Source organism: Devosia sp. XK-2 (genome assembly GCF_037113415.1).
Classification (GTDB): Bacteria; Pseudomonadota; Alphaproteobacteria; order Rhizobiales; family Devosiaceae; genus Devosia.
The window spans coordinates 1,855,991-1,873,673 of the sequence record NZ_CP146608.1; the positions used below are offsets into that span (position 1 = coordinate 1,855,991).

The window sequence follows — 17,683 nt, forward strand, 5'->3', positions numbered from 1 at the left end:
CGTCAGGCCTTATTGGCGAGGTAATAGCCCAACAGGCCCTGGGTGGAGGCGTCATGCCCTTCCCCGCTCTCTTCGCCCTTGACCTTGGGCAGCAGCGCTTTGGCAAGTTGCTTGCCCAGCTCCACGCCCCACTGATCGTAGGAATTGACGTTCCAGATCACGCCCTGCACGAACACCTTGTGCTCATAGAGCGCAATCAGCGAGCCGAGCACTTCCGGGGTCAATTGCTTGTAGAACAAAGTGTTGGATGGACGATTGCCCGGAAACACCTTGTGCGGAGCCAGCGCCTTGATCTGGTCTTTCTCAAGCCCCTGAGCCTTGAGCTCGGCCACGACCTCATCCTTGGTCTTGCCCAGCATCAGCGCCTCGGATTGCGCCAGCACATTGGCCACCAGCTTGTCGTGATGCGGCGGCAGGCTCTCATGGGGCCGCGCAGCAATCAGAAAATCGCAGGGAATAACATCTGTGCCCTGGTGGATCAGCTGATAGAAGGCATGCTGCCCATTAGTGCCCGGTTCGCCCCAGACGATCGGTCCCGTCGGCCACTCGACCTTCTTGCCATTGAGCGTCACCGATTTGCCGTTCGATTCCATGTCCTGCTGCTGGAGATAGGCGGCAAAGCGGGAAAGGCGCTGGTCATAGGGCAGCACGGCATGGGTCGAAAACCCCCAGGCATTGCGATACCACACGCCGATCAGCGCCATGATCACCGGCAGATTGCGCTCCAGCGGCGTTTCGAGGAAATGCCGGTCCATGGCGTCGGCGCCAGCCAGGAACTTGGCGAAATTGTCGTAACCGACCGCCATGGCAATGGGCAGTCCGATGGCCGACCACACCGAATAGCGGCCGCCCACCCAGTCCCAGAACCCGAAAATCCGGTCTTCGCGAATGCCGAACTTGGCGCAGGCCTCAAGATTGGTCGACACCGCCGCAAAATGGTTGGGTATTGCCTCTTCGCCAAGAGCCTCGGCGATCCATGCCCGCGCCGAATTGGCATTGGTCATGGTCTCGTCGGTGGTAAAGGTCTTCGAGGCGACGATGAAAAGCGTCTTCTTCGGATCGAGGCGCTTCAGCACGTCATGGATATGCGCGCCGTCGACATTGGAGACGTAGTGGGCGCGCAGATCAGCGCGGGTATAGGGTTCCAGCGCCAGCGTCACCATGGCTGGACCAAGATCCGATCCACCAATGCCGATATTGACTACGTCGGTGAACTGCTCGCCACCATGGCCGCGAATTTCGCCACTGCGCACCGCATTGGTATAGGCCTCGATGGCCTCGAGCACCGCCCGCACATCGGGCATCACGTCCTGGCCATCCACCTCGACCGGTCGATCGCCTTGATAGCGCAGCGCCATATGCATCACGGCGCGATCTTCGGTGATGTTGATATGCTCGCCTTCGCACATCTGGGTACGGCGCTTTTCGACACCAGCCGCGCGCGCCAGCTCGAACAAGGCCGCCATCGCGTCCTCATCGATCCGGTTCTTGGAATAGTCGAGCAGGATATCGGCGCCAGTCGCTGAAAAACGCTGGAAGCGGTTCGGGTCTTGCGCGAACATCTCGCGCATCGTGATGTCGCTCAGACGCTTGCGCTGCTTCATCAGCGGATTGAGCACGTCGCCACGTTCGCCCTTGGCCATAGTCTTGTTCCTCTGAGAAATCTTTTAGAGAACCGGCAGATCGCCTGCGGCCCAGGCCGCTCGTGTCTCTGCCGCAAAATCATTCATCCGCCCCGCCTGAATGGCAGTGCGCGCGCCCTCGGTCAGCTCCTGATAATAGGCCAGGTTGATCTGCGAAAGCACCATGGCGCCCAAAATCTCTTCTGTTCGAACCAGATGGTGCAGATAGGCCCGGCTCCAACGGCGGCAATTGGGGTTGGGCGATTGCTCATCCAGAGGACGGTGATCGTCCTTATGCCGGGCATTTTTCAGGTTGATGACGCCAAACCGCGTATAGGCATGCCCATGCCGACCAGCCCGCGTGGGATGCACGCAGTCGAACATGTCGATGCCGCGCTCGATCCCGCCCAGAATATCGTCCGGCTTGCCGACGCCCATCAGATAGCGCGGCCGATCGGTCGGCAGTTCAGGCGTAATCTCGGAAAGAACCCGGAACATGACCTCCTGCGGCTCACCCACGGCCAGCCCGCCCACGGCATAGCCGTCAAAGCCGATATTCTTCAAACCAGCCGCTGAGCGGCCACGCAATTCGGCATCGTCGCCGCCCTGCACAATGCCGAACAGCGCCCGGTTTTGCTGGTTGTTGAATGCCGTCTTGGAACGGTCGGCCCAGCGAATGGAGAGCTCCATCGCCCGCTCCATCTCCTTGCGCTCGGCCGGCAGCGCAATGCACTCGTCGAGCTGCATGATGATGTCGCTGTCCAATAGCGTCTGGATCTCGATGGACCGCTCCGGCGTCAGTTCATGGCTCGACCCGTCGATATGCGACTTGAAGGTCACACCCTTCTCGGTGAGCTTTCTGAGCTTGGCCAGCGACATGACCTGAAACCCGCCGCTGTCGGTCAGGATCGGCCGCTGCCAATCCATGAAATCGTGCAAACCGCCCAGCGCTGCCACACGCTCCGCGCCCGGTCTCAGCATCAGGTGATAGGTATTTCCAAGCAATATATCGGCGCCGGTTTCGCGCACCTGCTCGGGATACATGGCTTTGACGGTTCCGGCGGTCCCCACCGGCATGAAGGCGGGGGTATTGATTTCGCCGCGCGGCGTATCGATGCGGCCGCGACGGGCCATGCCGTCAGTGGCAAGGAGGGAGAAAGTGACTTGCTTCATGGCGCGGGTTCTAAAGCGTTTCCAGCAAAAATGGTAACGGTTTTGCGGTTCGGAAACGTGAAAAACGAGCCGGCCCCGTCCATATCGCAAAGCAGCCCCGTCACGCCACCGCGCCCACGGCGGCCATGCCCAGATGGAAGGCGCCAACAAAGATGGCGACGGCCACCCCAAGCCCAATCGCTGTGGCGACCAGCCCCACAATAACCCCCACGCCGTCCCGGTTCAGCATCGAAAAAGCAATGATGCAGAGTCCAACATTGGGTATGGCATTGATGAACGGGATCGGCAGCGACATCACCACGCTCACGCAAATGACCAGCACGGCATAGGGCAGATTGGCCGCCGCGCTGGTCATCCAGCGCATGCGGGGCTTGGAAAAGCGCGCCAGGATGCCGGCCACCTTCACCACCTGTTCACTACCTTTAACCAGGGTGCCGAGCGGCAATCTGCGCTCCCCGATAATGCCCGGCAATCGGATCGGCCGCCCCATCAGCATGGCAATGGCAATAGCGCAGGTCGTCCAGGCAATTGTGCCGCCATAGCCCGGCGGCCCGGGGATCATGTTGAACAAGGAAACGACAAGCAGCAGCAGCCTATGCGCCCGCGGCCCGAGCACCATGACCAGTCGCGACAGCGTCATATGCGACTGTTCCTGTTCTGCCGCCCGCGTAAGCGCCGACGCGATACGGCGCGTATAGCGCGTGATCGGCGCGGCGTGCTCGGTCACGCCTCATCCTCTGGATGTGGCGCCCGATGCAATAGCGAGGAATCCCCGTAGGAGTAGAAGCGATAGCCATTGGCAATGGCGTGGGCATAGGCGGCCTTCATGGTCTCGAGCCCCGAAAAGGCGCTCACCAGCATGAACAAGGTCGATTTGGGCAGGTGGAAATTGGTCATCAGCACATCCACCGTCCGGAACCGGAAACCGGGCGTGATGAAAATATCGGTATCCCCGATAAAGGGCCTTAACTCGCCCGTGGCGCGTGATGCCGTCTCGAGCAGCCTCAAGCTCGTCGTGCCCACCGCGATCACCCGCCCGCCCGCCTGGCGCCGCGCATTGATGCGCTCGACGGTCGCCTGGTCGATCTCGCCCCATTCCGAATGCATCACATGGTCGTCGGTATCGTCCGCCTTCATCGGCAGAAACGTGCCCGCACCTACATGCAGCGTCACCCGCTCCATATCCACACCGAGATCAGACAGTTCCTGAAGCAGCTTCTCGGTAAAATGCAGGCCCGCCGTCGGTGCCGCTACCGCGCCGTCTTCTGCCGCATAGACCGTTTGATAATCGATCTTGTCGCGCTCCTCCAAAGCGCGCTTGGCCCCGATATAGGGCGGCAGGGGCATGGCCCCGTGCGATTTGATCGCTTCATCAAGCTGCGCCCCGCCCAGCTCGAATTCCAGCGTCACTTCGCCGGTCTCGCCCTTTCCCGCAACGCGGGCAATCAGCGGTTCGGCGGTGCCGTTACCCAGCTCCAGCCGATCGAGCAGATGCAACTTCTTGGCCGGCCGGGCAAAGGCCCGCCAGGTCTTGGCATCCACGCGCTTGTGCAGGTTGAACGAGACATTGGCCCGCAGATCGCCGCGCAGGCGGATACCCTTGAGTTCGGCCGGCAGCACTCTGGTATCATTGACCACCAGCACGTCCCCAGGCCGCAGCAATGTCTTGAGATCGGGTATGTGCCTGTCCCCGAAGGGCTCGCCGGGCCGCACCACCAGCAGCCGCGCACTATCGCGCGGCTCCGCCGGGTGCAGGGCAATCAGGTTTTCGGGAAGGTCGAAGTCAAATTCTGAAACACGCATGGTCGCTCGTTAGCATGGGTCCGCAGTCACGGAAACGGGGTTCGGCGCACAGCCGTTGCGCGACCTACTGTCCCAGCTCGCTTGACCGGCACTTGACCGTCCATAGCCCGCCGGCGGCAACGGCGACCACGCCACCCACCAGCGCCTGTCGGGCCTCATAGACCCGGCCGATGCGAAAACTCATGGCCAGGTGCTCGTATCCGTTCTCGTCCTTCCAGGACACATCGGCCCCTTCCACATCATCTCCGACAAAGCCACGCGAGATGTATTCGCCGTCATGGTCGGGGTGATCGGGCTGGGTGGAGAGACCATAATCGCCGGTCAACTGCATCTCGACGCTCAGCACCGGCTGCACCAGGGCCTCACCCAATGTGTAGGTAAAGGCGATCTCGCCCGCTGCGTCGGCGCACGATACCGTGTCAACCGCCATGGCCGCGGGAGCCGCAAGGAGCGTGACCGCGGTCACGAAGAGGCAGGACTTAGCCTTCACCACACGAGACCGCCCATACGCCCAGACCGATAATCCTGAGCGTGCCGGCAAAGACATGCTCTCCGGCTTCTTCGGCATGGGACAGCCTGAGCTCCGCAACCGGCAGATTGACGATTTCGTCGTAGAAATCGACCTTCATGCCCTGGTCGTCGGCAAAGCCCTGCCCGATGGTGAAGATCGCCCCATCCCCATAGGCAAGGTCAGTGGTCCAGTGCCGGGTTCGGTGACGCATATTGGCGCCAATGCCGCCAAACCCGCCGGCCGTGCCCAGCAGCAGTCCGACCTCGGTATTGGCCTCGGCATCGGTGCAATACATCCATTGCGTCGCCGAAGCCGGAACGGCCGAGAGGCTGGCGACCAAGGCCGCCAGCAAAAGCCTATTCAGCGATATCGGCAGCGACCTTGACCGAAACCATCTTGTCCGGATCGACGACCGGCTCGCCGCGCTTGATCTGGTCGACATTTTCCATGCCCTCAATGACCTCGCCCCACACAGTATATTGGCGGTTCAGGAAGGGTGCATCTTCAAAGCAGATGAAAAATTGCGAATTGGCGCTGTTCGGATCCTGCGCACGGGCCATCGATGCCGTCCCGCGCTTATGCGGTTCGGCGTTGAATTCCTGCTTCAGGTTCGGATATTTCGAACCGCCGGTACCGGCGCGCGAGGGGTTGAATTCGGGCAGATTGGAATTGCCGAACTTGACGTCGCCCGTCTGGGCCATGAAACCCTCGATCACACGGTGAAACACCACGCCATCGTAAGCGCCTTCGCGCGCCAGCTTCTTGATGTGATCGACATGGCCCGGCGCCACGTCGGGCTTCATGGCAATGACGAACTTGCCCTTGGTGGTTTCAACGACGAGCGTGTTTTCGGGATCTGCATAGGCCATGAGAGGTCTCTTTCGGTTCAGAATGTGGCCGGGATGTAAGGCGATTGGCGGCGCGGTGCAAGCCTGGAAGCACACCGCGCCCGCTTCGCCCCATCGGAGCAAAGGTGTCGCGTGGCCCCCGAGGCGCGATGCTCGTCGGGCGCTCCACACCCTTGATCCCGCCTCGATGGGCAGCGGAATGTCGCCTTACTTATATTCGATCTTGGCCGAGACGATCTTGTCCGGATTGGCCACCGCGCCATTCATCTCCTGCGGACCCTTTTCCAGGGCATCGACCGCTTCCATGCCCGAGACAACCTTGCCGAACACGGTGTATTGGCCATCAAGGAAGCTCGCATCGGCATAGGTGATGAAGAACTGCGAATTGAACGAATCCGGGTTCTGCGAACGCGCTGCACCTACAACGCCGCGCTGGAAGCTTTCCGAGTTGAACTCGGCTTCGACGTCGGGCAGCTCCGAGCCGCCAGTGCCGGCCATGGCCAGATTGTAGGACGGATCGGTGGAATCGCCATTGGCGACATCGCCGGTCTGGGCCATGAAGCCATCGATCACGCGGTGAAACACCACCCCGTCATATTCGCCCGCCTCGGTCAGGGCGATAACGCGCTCGACATGCTTGGGAGCCAGTTCAGGTAGAAGCTCGATATCGACCAAGCCGTCTTCAAGCGTCAGGATCAGATGCGGCTTACCCTCCTGGGCAAAGGTGGGCGCGGCGATTACCGCGCTCAGGGCGAGCGCAGCGAAGATACGGCGGGACAGCTTGATCATTTGTTCTGAAGAGCCTTGAGAACGATTTGGGGAACAAAGGCGGAAATGTCACCGCCCATCTCTGCGATTTGCCGCACCAATGTGGCCGAGATATGCCGCACCGGCGGGCTGGATGGCAGGAAGACAGTCTGCAGGTCCGGCGCCATCTGCGCATTCATGCCCACCATCTGCATCTCATAATTATAGTCGGTCGTGTCGCGCAGGCCGCGAATAATCAGCTTGGCGCCATTGTCGCGTGCCGCCTGCACCATCAGCCCCGAAAAATCGACGATCCTGAACGCCGTATTGGTTCGCGTCCCGATGGCAGGCAGCACCTGCTTGAGGATTTCGATCCGGTCCTCATGGGTGAAAAGCGGGTTCTTCTTGGTCGCGCTGATGCCCACGGCCACCACCAGCGTATCGACCAGCTTGCAGGCGCGCTCGATGACATCGAGGTGGCCATTGGTGAGTGGATCGAACGATCCTGGATAAAACCCCACCAGTCCGGACATGCGCGCCTCCCATGCTATTGTATTGGCTTTTGTCACGAGCGCCGCATGAAGACAAGCGTGACCACCCCCAGGCAAATAAGCACCACGCCACCGGCAAGAAACGCTGCCGGTGTGCCCCAATGGCTGGCAATGGCGCTACCGATAAGCGGCGCACTGAGCATCGAGCCAACGATCACCGCCTCGCCCGCTGCAAAAACCCGTGCGATGCGGTCCGGCGGCGCCTCACGTTGTACAATGGTGCGGTAAGGCACCAGCATAAAGGCGGTCGCCGCACCCATAAAGCAAAGCACAAGCAGGAAGACGGCCAGTGGCATGGACCAGCCCAGCATGGCCAGGCTGGCCACCAGCGCCGTTGCCACGCCCGACACCACCGCTGCCAGCGACATGGACAGGATGGGGCGATCCGCAGCTATTCGGCCGGCCGTCAGCGCGCCCACCAATCCCCCCAGACCCGAGGCGGCAATGGAAAGACCGAAAGCCGTTGCGTCGAAACCGAACCCTTCCGCCAACAGCGCTATCAGCGCGTCATATAGGAAGAACGCGAAATAGGCGCAGGACGAAAAGATCAGCGCAACCAGCAGGCGTTTGCTGCGCCCGAATTCAGCAACGCCCTTGAGCGATTCTGCAAAGAACGTCTGCCTGGCTTCTGTAGAGGCCGCGCGGGCGGGCAGCGCCAGGGTCAATACGATCAGGGTCGCCAGCAGCGAAAGCGACGCATTGAACATGAACACCAGCTGTGGCGGCCAGATAGCCAGCAACAAGCCCCCTATCGCCGGCCCGGCGATCTTGGAGGTCTGGTTGATCGCCTGATGCAGGCCATTGGCATAGCCGCGCAGGTCCTCCGGCGTGCTGGCCTGAATGGCGGCCTGCCGCGCCGGCGTAAAGGCGGAATCGATGCTGCCGCGCACAAATACCAGGGCGAGCAGCATGAAAGTCTGGTCGGTGAAAGCAAAGGCCAGGGTCGCCAGGCCACGTCCCAGATTGCTGATGACAAGCACCCTGCGAATCGGCACCCGATCAACAATAACGGCCACGAAGGGGCCAACCAGCACATAGGGCAAGCTCAGGGCCAGGGCCAGCAGTGCCATAATGAACGGCCCCTCGTCCCAGGCGAAGACAACCAGCGCGATCACCGCCGCATAGTCGAGCCAGTCCGAAAAATCGGCCGGCACGCTCGCCAGCGCCAATCGCCGGGGCAAAGGCAGCCGCAACAGCGCCCGATATCCGGTCGCCTCAGTCTTTTGGCCCACCGCCGCTGCATCCGCGGATTTAGTCACCAGCACACTCCAGGCCAATATGAAACAGGTCCAGTCCATCGGACCCGACCTGCTCTTCGCATAAGGTCCATCCACCGGCCACATAATAGGATCGCAAAGCGGGGCGAGCGCCCAGATAGGCGGACCTGTAGCCAGCAAGGCGCAACCGCTCCATCGCCAGTTTCGTCATCAGGCGGCCCGCCTTTTGTCCTCGGGCTTCCGGCTCCACCCACAGGGCGGCAATGCAAGGTCCGATGTCCGGTCGCGCCGGAATATCGCGCTCAATGGCCGTCACCGTCCCGGCAAACCTGCCCTGCTCGCTCGCCACCAATGTGAACGGGAACAATCCGGCAGAGACGACTGCCCGCAGCGCCTCCTCCACATGAGAGAGCGCCGCGCCACCCGGTCTCCACCAGGCATTCCATATCCGATCGGCAACGAGGGCGAAGAATTCCGGGGCGTCGCGTAGATCCCTGATCTCCATCAGGCCTTCTTTTGCAACGCCAGCCAGACGCCCCCCGCCATCAGCAACACGCCGGAAATCCGGCTGACCATCCGGACCCGCGCTGCGGTCAGCACATGGCGGGCCCGGCCGGCGGCCAGGGCATAGACCGCGTCGGTCAGCGTTGCCACCGCCATGACGATGAGCCCGAGCACCATGATCTGCCCGAAAGCGGGCCGCGACAGGTTCACGAATTGCGGCAGGAAGGCCGACAGAAACAGCAGGGTCTTGGGATTGGACCAATTGACCAGCGCACCCTGCCAGATATAGCGCAGTTCCGACTTGCGGCGCCCCGGCTCCAGCTCCAGGTGGCCGCGCGCCGTGAACATGCGCCAGCCGATCCAGACCAGATAGGCCGCCCCGGCAAGCTTGATGATTTCAAAGGCGCCCGAAACGAAGGTCATCACCGCATCGAGCCCCAGGGCAACGATGAATACCATGCTCAACATGCTGATCTCCGTGCCGAGAATGGTCAGCAGACCCGCACGGGTGCCCCCCGCAAGCGAGTTGGCCACCACCACGGACACAGACGGCCCCGGCACCAGCGAAAAAAGCAGACACGCCAATATATAAGGCAACACGATTGCGGTATCGATCATGGCAAGGACTCCTTTGACGACTGAGCAAGCCACGACAATCGGGAAATGACAAGGGGCGCCGAAGCGCCCCTTTCAACTACTCGCCATCCGGCCCGGTCGGGGTGCCTTGGTCGCCCCCCATTTCCGGTGGCGTATCCGGCGCACCGCCCGCCGATGCCTCAGGCGGCAAATCGCCCTCTTCGGCCTCCGGTTCGCTGATCCGCTCGACCGAGACGACCTTTTCGTCCTCGGCCGTGTCAAACACGATAACCCCCTGGCTGGAGCGGCCAACGATGCGGATCGGCTTGTCGCCGCCCACCGGCAGGCGAATGGTCTGCCCGCCATCGCTGATCAGCATGATCTGGTCTTCATCCTCCACCGGGAAGCTGGCCACCAGATTGCCGTTCCGCTTGTTCACGGCCATAGCCACGATGCCTTTGCCGCCCCGCCCGGTGATCCGGTATTCGTGACTCGAAGTGCGCTTGCCATAGCCATTTTCAGAGACGGTCAGGATGAACTGCTCGGTCGCGCTCATCAGCGCATAGCGGTCCTGCGGCAGCGCACCGGCCACCACGTCGCCCTCATCCGACCCTGCCTCGTCCGCCTCGTCCTCACCCCGCAGGGCGCGGCTCATCTTGAGATAGGCAGCGCGCTCTTCGGCAGTGGCGTCCGAATGGTTGATAATGGCCATGGAAATGACCGTATCGCCTTCGGCAAGCTGAATGCCGCGTACGCCCATGGAATCGCGGCCTTTGAACAGGCGCACATCATCCACGCGGAAGCGGATCGCCTGGCCAAGCGCCGTGGTCATCAGCACGTCATTGTTCACCGTGCAGGTCTCGACGCCGACGATTGCATCACCCTCGTCGAGCTTCATGGCGATCTTGCCGTTCTGGCGCACTTCGACAAAGTCAGCCAGCGAATTGCGCCGCACTGTGCCGCGCGTCGTGGCAAACATGATGTCCAGATTGCCCCAGGAGCTCTCGTCCTCCGGCAGCGGCATGATCGAGGTGATCCGTTCGCCCTGTTCGAGCGGCAGGATATTGATCAGCGCCTTACCGCGCGCATTGGCGGCCGCCAGCGGCAAACGCCACACCTTGAGCTTATAGGCGATGCCACGGCTGGTGAAGAACAGCACCGGCGTATGTGTATTGGCCACAAACAGCCGCGCCACGAAATCCTCGTCGCGCGTCGCCATGCCCGAGCGGCCCTTGCCGCCGCGGTTCTGCGCCCGATAGGTCGAAAGCGGCACGCGCTTGATATAGCCGCCATGGCTGACGGTCACGACCATGTCTTCGCGCGCGATCAGGTCTTCATCGTCGAAATCGGCGGCGTGATCGGAAATTTCGGTGCGGCGGGCCGTACCGAACTGCTCGCGGATCGCCTCCAGTTCTTCCCGAATGATCGCGCGCACCCGCTCGCGGCTGCGCAGAATGTCGAGATAATCCTCGATCTCAGCACCAAGGCCATTGAGCTCATCGCCGATTTCATCCCGGCCCAGCGCCGTCAGGCGGGCCAGGCGCAACTCGAGGATAGCCCTGGCCTGCTCTTCGGAGAGGTTGAACGTGCCATCCTCATTGATCCGGTGGCGCGGATCGTCGATCAGCTTGATCAGCGGCGCCACATCGGCGGCAGGCCAGCGCCGGGTCATCAACTGCTCGCGCGCCGTCGCCGGATCGGGCGCCGTGCGGATCAGCGCAATGACCTCGTCGATATTGGCCACGGCCACAGCAAGGCCGACCAGCACATGGGCACGATCGCGCGCCTTGTTGAGCAGGAACCGGGCACGACGCGTAACCACTTCCTCACGGAAAGCAATAAAAGCGTCCAGTATCTGCTTGAGATTCATCAGCTCCGGCTTGCCGCCATTGAGCGCCACGAAATTGCAGCCGAACGAACTCTGCAACTGCGTAAAGCGATAGAGCTGGTTCAGCACCACGTCAGGCAGCGCATCGCGCTTGACCTCGACCACGATGCGCATGCCTTCGCGACTGGATTCGTCGCGCAGGTCCGCCACGCCTTCGACCCGCTTGTCGCGCACCAGTTCGGCAATCTTTTCGACCAGCGAAGCCTTGTTCACCTGATAGGGAATCTCGGTGATGACAATGGCTTCACGTTCCTTGCGCACCTCCTCGATGCTCGAGCGTCCGCGCACGATGATCGATCCACGCCCGGTCTCATAAGCCTGGCGAATACCCGCACGGCCCAGAATGATGCCACCGGTGGGGAAATCGGGGCCCGGCAGGTGCTCGAGCAGTTCTTCGGTCGTGGCGAACGGATTATCGAGCACCGCCAGCGCCGCATTGATCGTCTCGGTCAGATTGTGGGTCGGCACATTGGTGGCCATGCCCACCGCGATGCCGCCGCCGCCATTGACCAGCATGTTGGGGAAGCGCGCCGGCAGAACCGTCGGTTCCTTTTCCGAGCCGTCATAGTTCTCGCGAAAATCGACCGTATCCTTGTCGAGATCGTCCAGCAGCGAATTGGTGATCCGCTGCATGCGCACTTCGGTGTAACGCATGGCCGCGGGCATATCTCCATCGACCGAGCCGAAATTGCCCTGGCCTTCCACCAGCATCTGGCCCATGGAGAACTCCTGGGCCATGCGCACCAGCGCCATATAGACGGCACTGTCGCCATGCGGGTGATATTTACCGATCACGTCGCCGACCACGCGGGCCGATTTGCGGAAGGGCTTGTTATATTCGTAGCCATTCTCGCTCATCGAGAACAGGATGCGCCGGTGCACCGGCTTGAGCCCGTCCCGTACATCGGGCAGCGCGCGGCTCACGATCACGCTCATGGCGTAATCGAGATAACTCTTGCGCATTTCCTCGGTGATAAAGATCGGGGCGATGTCGGAGGAAGAAGCTCCGCCACTCACATCATCAGGCGTATCTGTCACGGGGTGATTCTACGTTGGTTCTTGTTCCCCGATAGATAGGCGATTCCGGCGCGGATTGCCAATTTTCGGGGCATTGGCCTGTGGAGAGCGGCGCCGCTCAATTCTGGATGAGACGCAACAGCGAACAGTCCGGATCGACCAGATACCCCACGCGGCCGCCCCAGGGCTGGACCTTGGGCTTGATGAGCCGCGGCCAGCCGGTGTTTCGCTCGGGAATCCCGGCCGCCTGGCACCTCTTGAAGAAGTCGTCGACATCGTCGAGCCGCAGGCAGCAGCCGAAGGCGCTGACAGCAGGATCGAGCTCGACATAAAGGAAAAACTCGATGATCAGCGAGCCGCGCCGCAAAATCATCCAGTTAGGGTCCCGATAGCTGCGCTCAAACCCGAGGGCGGCATAGAAGCCTTCCGTCGCATCAAAGTCGCGGGCCGGCAGGTTGGGAGTGGCTTGATCGGGCATGTCAGGCCGCCTCGTCAAATCTTTCGCGCGCCTTCTCGATATCGGGGATGCTCTCATTGGCCCATTCGATCAGGTAACCGAAGGGCACGATCAGTGACTGCCCCAATTCTGTCAGTCGATACTCCACCGAGGGCGGCTTGGTGTCGAATACCCGCCGGGCCACCAATCCATCCCGTTGCAGGTCGCGCAATGTCTGCGTCAGCATTTTCTGCGAAATGTCAGGAATTTCCCGGTGCAATTGGTTGAAGCGCTTCGGGGCCGCCGCCAGGTGCATCACGATCAGCATGCTCCACTTGTCCCCGATCTTGTCGAGTACGTTACGCACCGGGCAGGTGCCAGTTTGGCTGACGCTGGTCGCCTCGTTCCATTTCTCGACAAACAAAGCCGCTTGGTCGGTCGTATCCAGCATGCACTTACCTCCAGGTAATCTATTCCCGAAAAAGTGCCTCCTTTTCTCGGTTTCCAGCGACGACTAGATAGGCACTCACTTTTCGATACTTACTCTCCGCTATAGTGCAGTGCAATGGCGGATATCGAAAGATCGGTTCCTTATGCTGGAGATAATAATGACAGACTTCGCCAATTCCCCTCTTCTCGTGACCGGCGCCTCCGGCAATCTCGGTCGCCTTGCCGTCGAGGAACTGCTGGCGCGCGGCGCCACCAGGATCATCGCCGGCACACGTGACCCCTCCAAGCTGTCGGACCTGGCCGCCAAGGGCGTCGATATCCGCAAGGTGGATTTCAACGACCCCGCCTCCCTGCCCGCCGCTTTCGCCGGCGTGGAACGCCTGTTGATCGTTTCGACCGATGGCATCGGCACCCGTGTCGCGCAACAGACCGCAGCGGTGGACGCCGCAAAAGCCGCCGGCGTCAAACATATCGTCTACACCTCGGCGCCCGCCGCACGGCCCGACGCCGACGCCGGCCTCAATCCCGAGCATTTCTGGACCGAAATCGCCATCGCTGCTTCCGGGCTCGATTTCACCATTCTGCGCAATCACATGTATGCGGAAAACAACCTGACGGACCTGCCCCAGGCTGTTGCCTCGGGACAGCTCTTCGGCCTGATCGGGGATCGCGGCACCAGCTATGTGACCCGCGCCGACGCCGCGCGCGCCGCTGCCGGCGCCTTGCTTTTGGCCCAGGGCAAGACCCTTGAGGATGTCACCGGCCCCGCTCCCGTCACCAATCTGGAGCGCGCCGCCATCACCTCCGAGCTCACCGGCAAGCCAGTCGCCGTCATCCCGCTCACCCCTGCCGACCTCAAGGCCGGCATGGTCGCGGCCGGCCTGCCCGAGGGCTTTGCCGAAGCGCTCCTCGCCTTCCAGCGCGATGCTGTAACCGGGCATCATGGCGTGGTCACCAATGTCGTCGAACGCTATTCGGGCCGCAAACCGCAGGCCTTTGCCGACTTCCTGGCCGCCAATCGGGCCGCCCTGCAGGGCTGATAGGCCTCGCTGTCAAACAAGGTCCGCGGCACGCCGCGGACCACAAATATCGTCCCCCTGATAAACCACATCACCAGCCAGGCTGGCCGATAGCTGGACGGGTTTGACTCAAACCCGTACAAAATCGAACCAATTGCCGCCCAAGGGGGAGTCGGGTGCTGGTGTCTTCGGGTTCTGTCGTGTCACGTCTGGTCGATTGGTTGACGTCCAGGCGATCCATTGGCTTCGGTTTCGAATATCTCGGCGTCGCCACACTGCGCTATCCGCGCGTTATGGCCGTAATCGTGCTGATCTTCTCCATTCTCTGCTTCTGGCAGATCCCGCGCGCCAATGTCGATGGCGACCTGCTGCGGGTCTATGCCCATTCCGGGCACTATTACGACGCCTATGACAATCTCTCGAAGACCTTCGGCACTTTCGAGAACGATATCTATGTCCTGGTCAATTCGCCCAATCTGGTCGATCCGGACGTGCTCGAGGAAATCCGCAACCTCGCCTTCGACCTCGAACTCAACGACTACGCCGTGGGCACCATGTCGCCCTTCACCCTGCGCAAACCCAATGGAACCGGCGGTTCTGTGCCCGCCGTGCCCGAGGGCATGCTCAATGCCGACGAAGTCGCCATGGCGCTGATGGATTTGCAGCAGAACGACCCCATGATGCGCAACCTGATCACGCCTGACCTTACCGGCGTGGTGCTCATCATGTTCCCCAATCAGGATCTGGTGCGGCAGAACGGCGCCAAGGCGATGATCGCCAGCCTGCGCGAAACCCTTGCCTGGTATGACGGTTCCGGCCTCGATATCGAGCTGACCGGCCCGCCGGTCTGGACCTCGGAAATGCTCAATGCGGCGGTCGACGACCAGATCAAGTTCACCGTCTACGGCTTCGGCCTCGGCGCCTTCATCGCGCTTTTCGCGCTGCGCTCCTTCTGGGGCGCAATCATCGTTGCCGCAACGCCCTTTGTCGCCGTCATGTGGTCCATCGGCACGGTCTTGCTGCTATTCGGCTCCTTCTCGTTCCTCACCATCATCGTCACCACGCTGGTGCTGGTCATGGCCTTTGCCGAATCCATGTTTTTCATTTTCAACTGGCTCGCCTATTGGCGTGACGGCATGGAGCCGAACAAGGCGGTCGATACCACGCTGAAATTGGTCGGCCCGGCAACCTCCCTGACCACGTTGACCACGCTTGTGGCCTTTGCCTCGCTCTATGTGTCGCCGGGCCAGGGCGTGCAGGAATTCGCGCTGGCCGGCGCCGCAGGCTGCGCCATCATGTTCGTCTGCCTGATGACGGTCATGCCGCTACTGCTCAAGCTGGCCATCCGCCTCGGCTTCAAGCTGCCCAAGGCGCCCAATTTCGCGCTGAATGCGCCGGTCCCGGCGGCCCTGGGCCTGGCCATGAAATTCGGCCGCCCGGTCAGCGTCATGGCCGTACTCGTCACTATCCTGCTCATTGTGCCCTTCTTCCTCATCCAGCCGCGCTTCTCGTTTGAAGATTTCATGGCCAAGGATTCCACCGCGCTGACCACGGCCGAGAGTATCGATGAAGGTGTCGGCGGCGTCGCCCCGCTCTATGTGCGTGTGCCGCTCAAGGAGATGAATCCCAATGTGGGGCCGGAGGATTTCGAAACGATCCGGAAGGTCCACGAAATCGTCGAATCCGAACTCGGCGAGAACAAGGTCATCTCCGCCGCCAGCCTGACCAATTACACCGATAGCGGCTTCACCCGCGAAGAGGTCTTCGATGCCGTCGGCCCCTTCATGCGCAAGCGCTTCATCACCGAGGACGGCAGCCAGGCATTGGTGACCGGATTCATGCCGACCATTCTTGAAAGCCAGGCCCTCAAGGACATGGTGGCCCGCATCGAAAGCAGAATTGTCGAGGCCGGCATTCCCGAAGCCGAGCTTGGCGGCTTCCGCATCCTCACCACTTTCGCCACGGACGATATCGTCCGCTCTCTGCAGATTTCGCTCGCGGCCAGCGTGCTTCTCAATCTGGTGCTGATCGGCTTTGCCTTTGGCTCCCTGCGCATGGCCCTGATTTCCGCCGTGCCCAATATGTTTCCCATATTGGGCACGCAGGCCTGGCTCTGGGCCACTGGTTCGGGTCTGCAGCTGACCACGGTCATGGCCCTGACCATCGCTTTCGGCATTGCTGTCAACGACACTATTCACATGCTTTCGCACTATATGCATGGCCGCCGCGAGGAGCAGCGCGGGCATCTGGACTCAGTTCAGCACACCCTGCGTCGCATCGGCGGCGCCATCGTGGCCACCACGGTCATCCTGTGTGCCGGCACGGTCATTGTCGCCTTCTCCGAGCTGCCCCAGGTTGCTCTGTTCGGGACCCTGTTCGTGCTCTCGCTGTCCCTGGCTCTGGTGGGCGATCTGTTCATGTTGCCCTCACTGCTGGTGGCCACATCGCGTTGGCTGGAAAACCTCACCAGCATTCGCATTCAAACAGCCGATCATGTCGCCACGCCCGACGATCCGGTCGGCAATACCGATACCCGCATCAGGGCGGAGCGCCGCCCGTAATGCAGGCGCTTGCCGCAAACCACCCGCAAAAGCTACCATTGTGCCGGTGATTCCGGCCGGACCGCTCGTGGCATGATCACTTTCGCGAGAACCGGCCTCACCATCGGCCGACAATCGGTAATCTTGGCCGGCAAGGACATGCCGGGGGGCTTGTTTGCTGTTGGAGGCATAGCGCCATGACCATCTACGGAACCCTGACACGTGCGGCCGCACTGGCAGGACTCCTCTTTTCCTCGGCTATCGCGATCGTTCCGGCCCAGGCCGCGCCGGCAGATATCGCTTTGCTCAAATCCTATATTGGCGAGTGGCGTGGTCGCGGCACACTTTATGGCGCGAGCGAAGAATCCGTGGTTTGCCGCCTCTCGCTGAGCGAAGGCAATCAGGACAAGGTCAATTATAGTGGCCGTTGCGCCCTGGCCGGGACCAATCTCTCCGTCGCCGGCACCATGGCCTATGTCGATTCCAGCCGCCGCTTTGAAGCCGCCATGACCTCCAACGCCACCTTTACCGGCATTGCCGTGGGGCAGAAGCGCGGGTCCGGCCTCGTTTTCAACCTGCGCGAACGCGACCAGGATGAGGAAGGCAAGGATCTCAACATCTCCGCCCAGATCCATCTCAATGGCAATGGCATCGATGTGGTCTTCGAAGTCGTCTATGTGGAATCTGGCGACAGCCTGCGCGCCGAGGTCCCCTTCTCGCGCTGACACTATTGGTTTTGAGCGGCCGGAGCGCCTGGCGAACCGGGCCGCTCGGTCGCCCC

At 61.6% G+C, this 17,683-nt stretch carries 18 protein-coding genes; 3 read left to right on the plus strand and 15 right to left on the minus strand.

What is annotated here, in order from left to right:
* Positions 1-2: 2 nt before the first annotated feature.
* The 15 genes from pgi to V8Z65_RS09005 all read right to left on the minus strand — a co-directional run bounded on the left by pgi (position 3) and on the right by V8Z65_RS09005 (position 13,344).
* The gene (gene pgi / locus V8Z65_RS08935; RefSeq protein WP_338723876.1) at positions 3-1,643 is read right to left on the minus strand and encodes a glucose-6-phosphate isomerase; all 1,641 of its coding nucleotides are present in this window, start codon (positions 1,641-1,643) and stop codon (positions 3-5) included.
* Positions 1,644-1,667: 24 nt separating this feature from the next.
* Positions 1,668-2,795 (minus strand): tRNA guanosine(34) transglycosylase Tgt, encoded by a 1,128-nt coding sequence (gene tgt, locus V8Z65_RS08940; RefSeq protein ID WP_338723877.1) that lies wholly within the window; start codon positions 2,793-2,795, stop codon positions 1,668-1,670.
* A 100-nt stretch (positions 2,796-2,895) separates the two neighbouring features.
* Complete coding sequence (locus V8Z65_RS08945; protein WP_338723878.1) at positions 2,896-3,522, minus strand: exopolysaccharide biosynthesis protein; 627 nt, start codon at positions 3,520-3,522, stop codon at positions 2,896-2,898.
* Positions 3,519-4,598 (minus strand): tRNA preQ1(34) S-adenosylmethionine ribosyltransferase-isomerase QueA, encoded by a 1,080-nt coding sequence (gene queA, locus V8Z65_RS08950; RefSeq protein ID WP_338723879.1) that lies wholly within the window; start codon positions 4,596-4,598, stop codon positions 3,519-3,521. Before queA ends, V8Z65_RS08945 begins: the two co-directional genes overlap by 4 nt.
* 64 nt (positions 4,599-4,662) lie before the next feature.
* Positions 4,663-5,028: a hypothetical protein gene (locus V8Z65_RS08955; RefSeq protein WP_338723880.1), complete on the minus strand. Its 366-nt coding sequence runs from the start codon at positions 5,026-5,028 to the stop codon at positions 4,663-4,665.
* Positions 5,029-5,077: 49 nt separating this feature from the next.
* Positions 5,078-5,461, minus strand: a complete 384-nt coding sequence (locus V8Z65_RS08960) for a hypothetical protein (protein ID WP_338723881.1) — start codon at positions 5,459-5,461, stop codon at positions 5,078-5,080.
* Positions 5,462-5,465: 4 nt separating this feature from the next.
* Positions 5,466-5,978 carry a peptidylprolyl isomerase gene (locus V8Z65_RS08965; RefSeq protein ID WP_338723882.1) on the minus strand — a complete coding sequence of 171 codons (513 nt, stop codon included), beginning with the start codon at positions 5,976-5,978 and terminating at the stop codon, positions 5,466-5,468.
* A 186-nt stretch (positions 5,979-6,164) separates the two neighbouring features.
* On the minus strand, positions 6,165-6,746 hold the full coding sequence (locus V8Z65_RS08970) for a peptidylprolyl isomerase (RefSeq protein WP_338723884.1): 582 nt from the start codon (positions 6,744-6,746) through the stop codon (positions 6,165-6,167).
* On the minus strand, positions 6,743-7,237 hold the full coding sequence (gene coaD / locus V8Z65_RS08975; protein WP_338723885.1) for a pantetheine-phosphate adenylyltransferase: 495 nt from the start codon (positions 7,235-7,237) through the stop codon (positions 6,743-6,745). The genes V8Z65_RS08970 and coaD overlap by 4 nt, the downstream gene beginning before the upstream one ends.
* A 32-nt stretch (positions 7,238-7,269) precedes the next feature.
* Positions 7,270-8,514 (minus strand): MFS transporter, encoded by a 1,245-nt coding sequence (locus V8Z65_RS08980; protein WP_338723886.1) that lies wholly within the window; start codon positions 8,512-8,514, stop codon positions 7,270-7,272.
* Entirely contained in the window at positions 8,507-8,977 is a 471-nt protein-coding gene (locus tag V8Z65_RS08985) for a GNAT family N-acetyltransferase (protein ID WP_338723887.1), read from the minus strand. Before V8Z65_RS08985 ends, V8Z65_RS08980 begins: the two co-directional genes overlap by 8 nt.
* Positions 8,977-9,594, minus strand: coding sequence for a LysE family translocator (locus tag V8Z65_RS08990; protein ID WP_338723889.1), 618 nt, complete (start codon positions 9,592-9,594; stop codon positions 8,977-8,979). Before V8Z65_RS08990 ends, V8Z65_RS08985 begins: the two co-directional genes overlap by 1 nt.
* A 76-nt stretch (positions 9,595-9,670) precedes the next feature.
* Complete coding sequence (gene gyrA / locus V8Z65_RS08995; protein ID WP_338723890.1) at positions 9,671-12,478, minus strand: DNA gyrase subunit A; 2,808 nt, start codon at positions 12,476-12,478, stop codon at positions 9,671-9,673.
* Positions 12,479-12,575: 97 nt separating this feature from the next.
* Positions 12,576-12,935 carry a bleomycin resistance protein gene (locus V8Z65_RS09000; protein WP_338723891.1) on the minus strand — a complete coding sequence of 120 codons (360 nt, stop codon included), beginning with the start codon at positions 12,933-12,935 and terminating at the stop codon, positions 12,576-12,578.
* Between the two features lies 1 nt (position 12,936).
* Positions 12,937-13,344: a helix-turn-helix domain-containing protein gene (locus tag V8Z65_RS09005; RefSeq protein ID WP_338723892.1), complete on the minus strand. Its 408-nt coding sequence runs from the start codon at positions 13,342-13,344 to the stop codon at positions 12,937-12,939.
* Positions 13,345-13,501: 157 nt separating this feature from the next.
* Here V8Z65_RS09005 and V8Z65_RS09010 point away from each other — a divergent pair, with 157 nt between their 5' ends.
* The 3 genes from V8Z65_RS09010 to V8Z65_RS09020 all read left to right on the plus strand — a co-directional run bounded on the left by V8Z65_RS09010 (position 13,502) and on the right by V8Z65_RS09020 (position 17,627).
* A complete protein-coding gene (locus V8Z65_RS09010; protein WP_338723893.1) occupies positions 13,502-14,383 on the plus strand; it encodes an NAD(P)H-binding protein in 882 nt (293 codons plus the stop codon).
* A 161-nt stretch (positions 14,384-14,544) separates the two neighbouring features.
* Positions 14,545-16,923, plus strand: coding sequence for an efflux RND transporter permease subunit (locus V8Z65_RS09015; protein ID WP_338723895.1), 2,379 nt, complete (start codon positions 14,545-14,547; stop codon positions 16,921-16,923).
* Between the two features lie 176 nt (positions 16,924-17,099).
* Positions 17,100-17,627, plus strand: coding sequence for a hypothetical protein (locus tag V8Z65_RS09020; protein WP_338723896.1), 528 nt, complete (start codon positions 17,100-17,102; stop codon positions 17,625-17,627).
* The last annotated feature ends 56 nt before the right edge of the window (positions 17,628-17,683 follow it).

What these genes read in the sequence shown, in the direction of transcription:
- pgi (WP_338723876.1), bottom strand. Translation starts at nt 1,643, where the DNA reads ATGGCCAAGGGCGAACGTGGCGACGTGCTCAATCCGCTGATGAAGCAG.
- tgt (WP_338723877.1), bottom strand. Translation starts at nt 2,795, where the DNA reads ATGAAGCAAGTCACTTTCTCCCTCCTTGCCACTGACGGCATGGCCCGT.
- queA (WP_338723879.1), bottom strand. Translation starts at nt 4,598, where the DNA reads ATGCGTGTTTCAGAATTTGACTTCGACCTTCCCGAAAACCTGATTGCC.
- V8Z65_RS08955 (WP_338723880.1), bottom strand. Translation starts at nt 5,028, where the DNA reads ATGGCGGTTGACACGGTATCGTGCGCCGACGCAGCGGGCGAGATCGCC.
- V8Z65_RS08965 (WP_338723882.1), bottom strand. Translation starts at nt 5,978, where the DNA reads ATGGCCTATGCAGATCCCGAAAACACGCTCGTCGTTGAAACCACCAAG.
- V8Z65_RS08970 (WP_338723884.1), bottom strand. Translation starts at nt 6,746, where the DNA reads ATGATCAAGCTGTCCCGCCGTATCTTCGCTGCGCTCGCCCTGAGCGCG.
- coaD (WP_338723885.1), bottom strand. Translation starts at nt 7,237, where the DNA reads ATGTCCGGACTGGTGGGGTTTTATCCAGGATCGTTCGATCCACTCACC.
- V8Z65_RS08985 (WP_338723887.1), bottom strand. Translation starts at nt 8,977, where the DNA reads ATGGAGATCAGGGATCTACGCGACGCCCCGGAATTCTTCGCCCTCGTT.
- V8Z65_RS08990 (WP_338723889.1), bottom strand. Translation starts at nt 9,594, where the DNA reads ATGATCGATACCGCAATCGTGTTGCCTTATATATTGGCGTGTCTGCTT.
- V8Z65_RS09000 (WP_338723891.1), bottom strand. Translation starts at nt 12,935, where the DNA reads ATGCCCGATCAAGCCACTCCCAACCTGCCGGCCCGCGACTTTGATGCG.
- V8Z65_RS09005 (WP_338723892.1), bottom strand. Translation starts at nt 13,344, where the DNA reads ATGCTGGATACGACCGACCAAGCGGCTTTGTTTGTCGAGAAATGGAAC.
- V8Z65_RS09010 (WP_338723893.1), top strand. Translation starts at nt 13,502, where the DNA reads ATGACAGACTTCGCCAATTCCCCTCTTCTCGTGACCGGCGCCTCCGGC.
- V8Z65_RS09020 (WP_338723896.1), top strand. Translation starts at nt 17,100, where the DNA reads ATGACCATCTACGGAACCCTGACACGTGCGGCCGCACTGGCAGGACTC.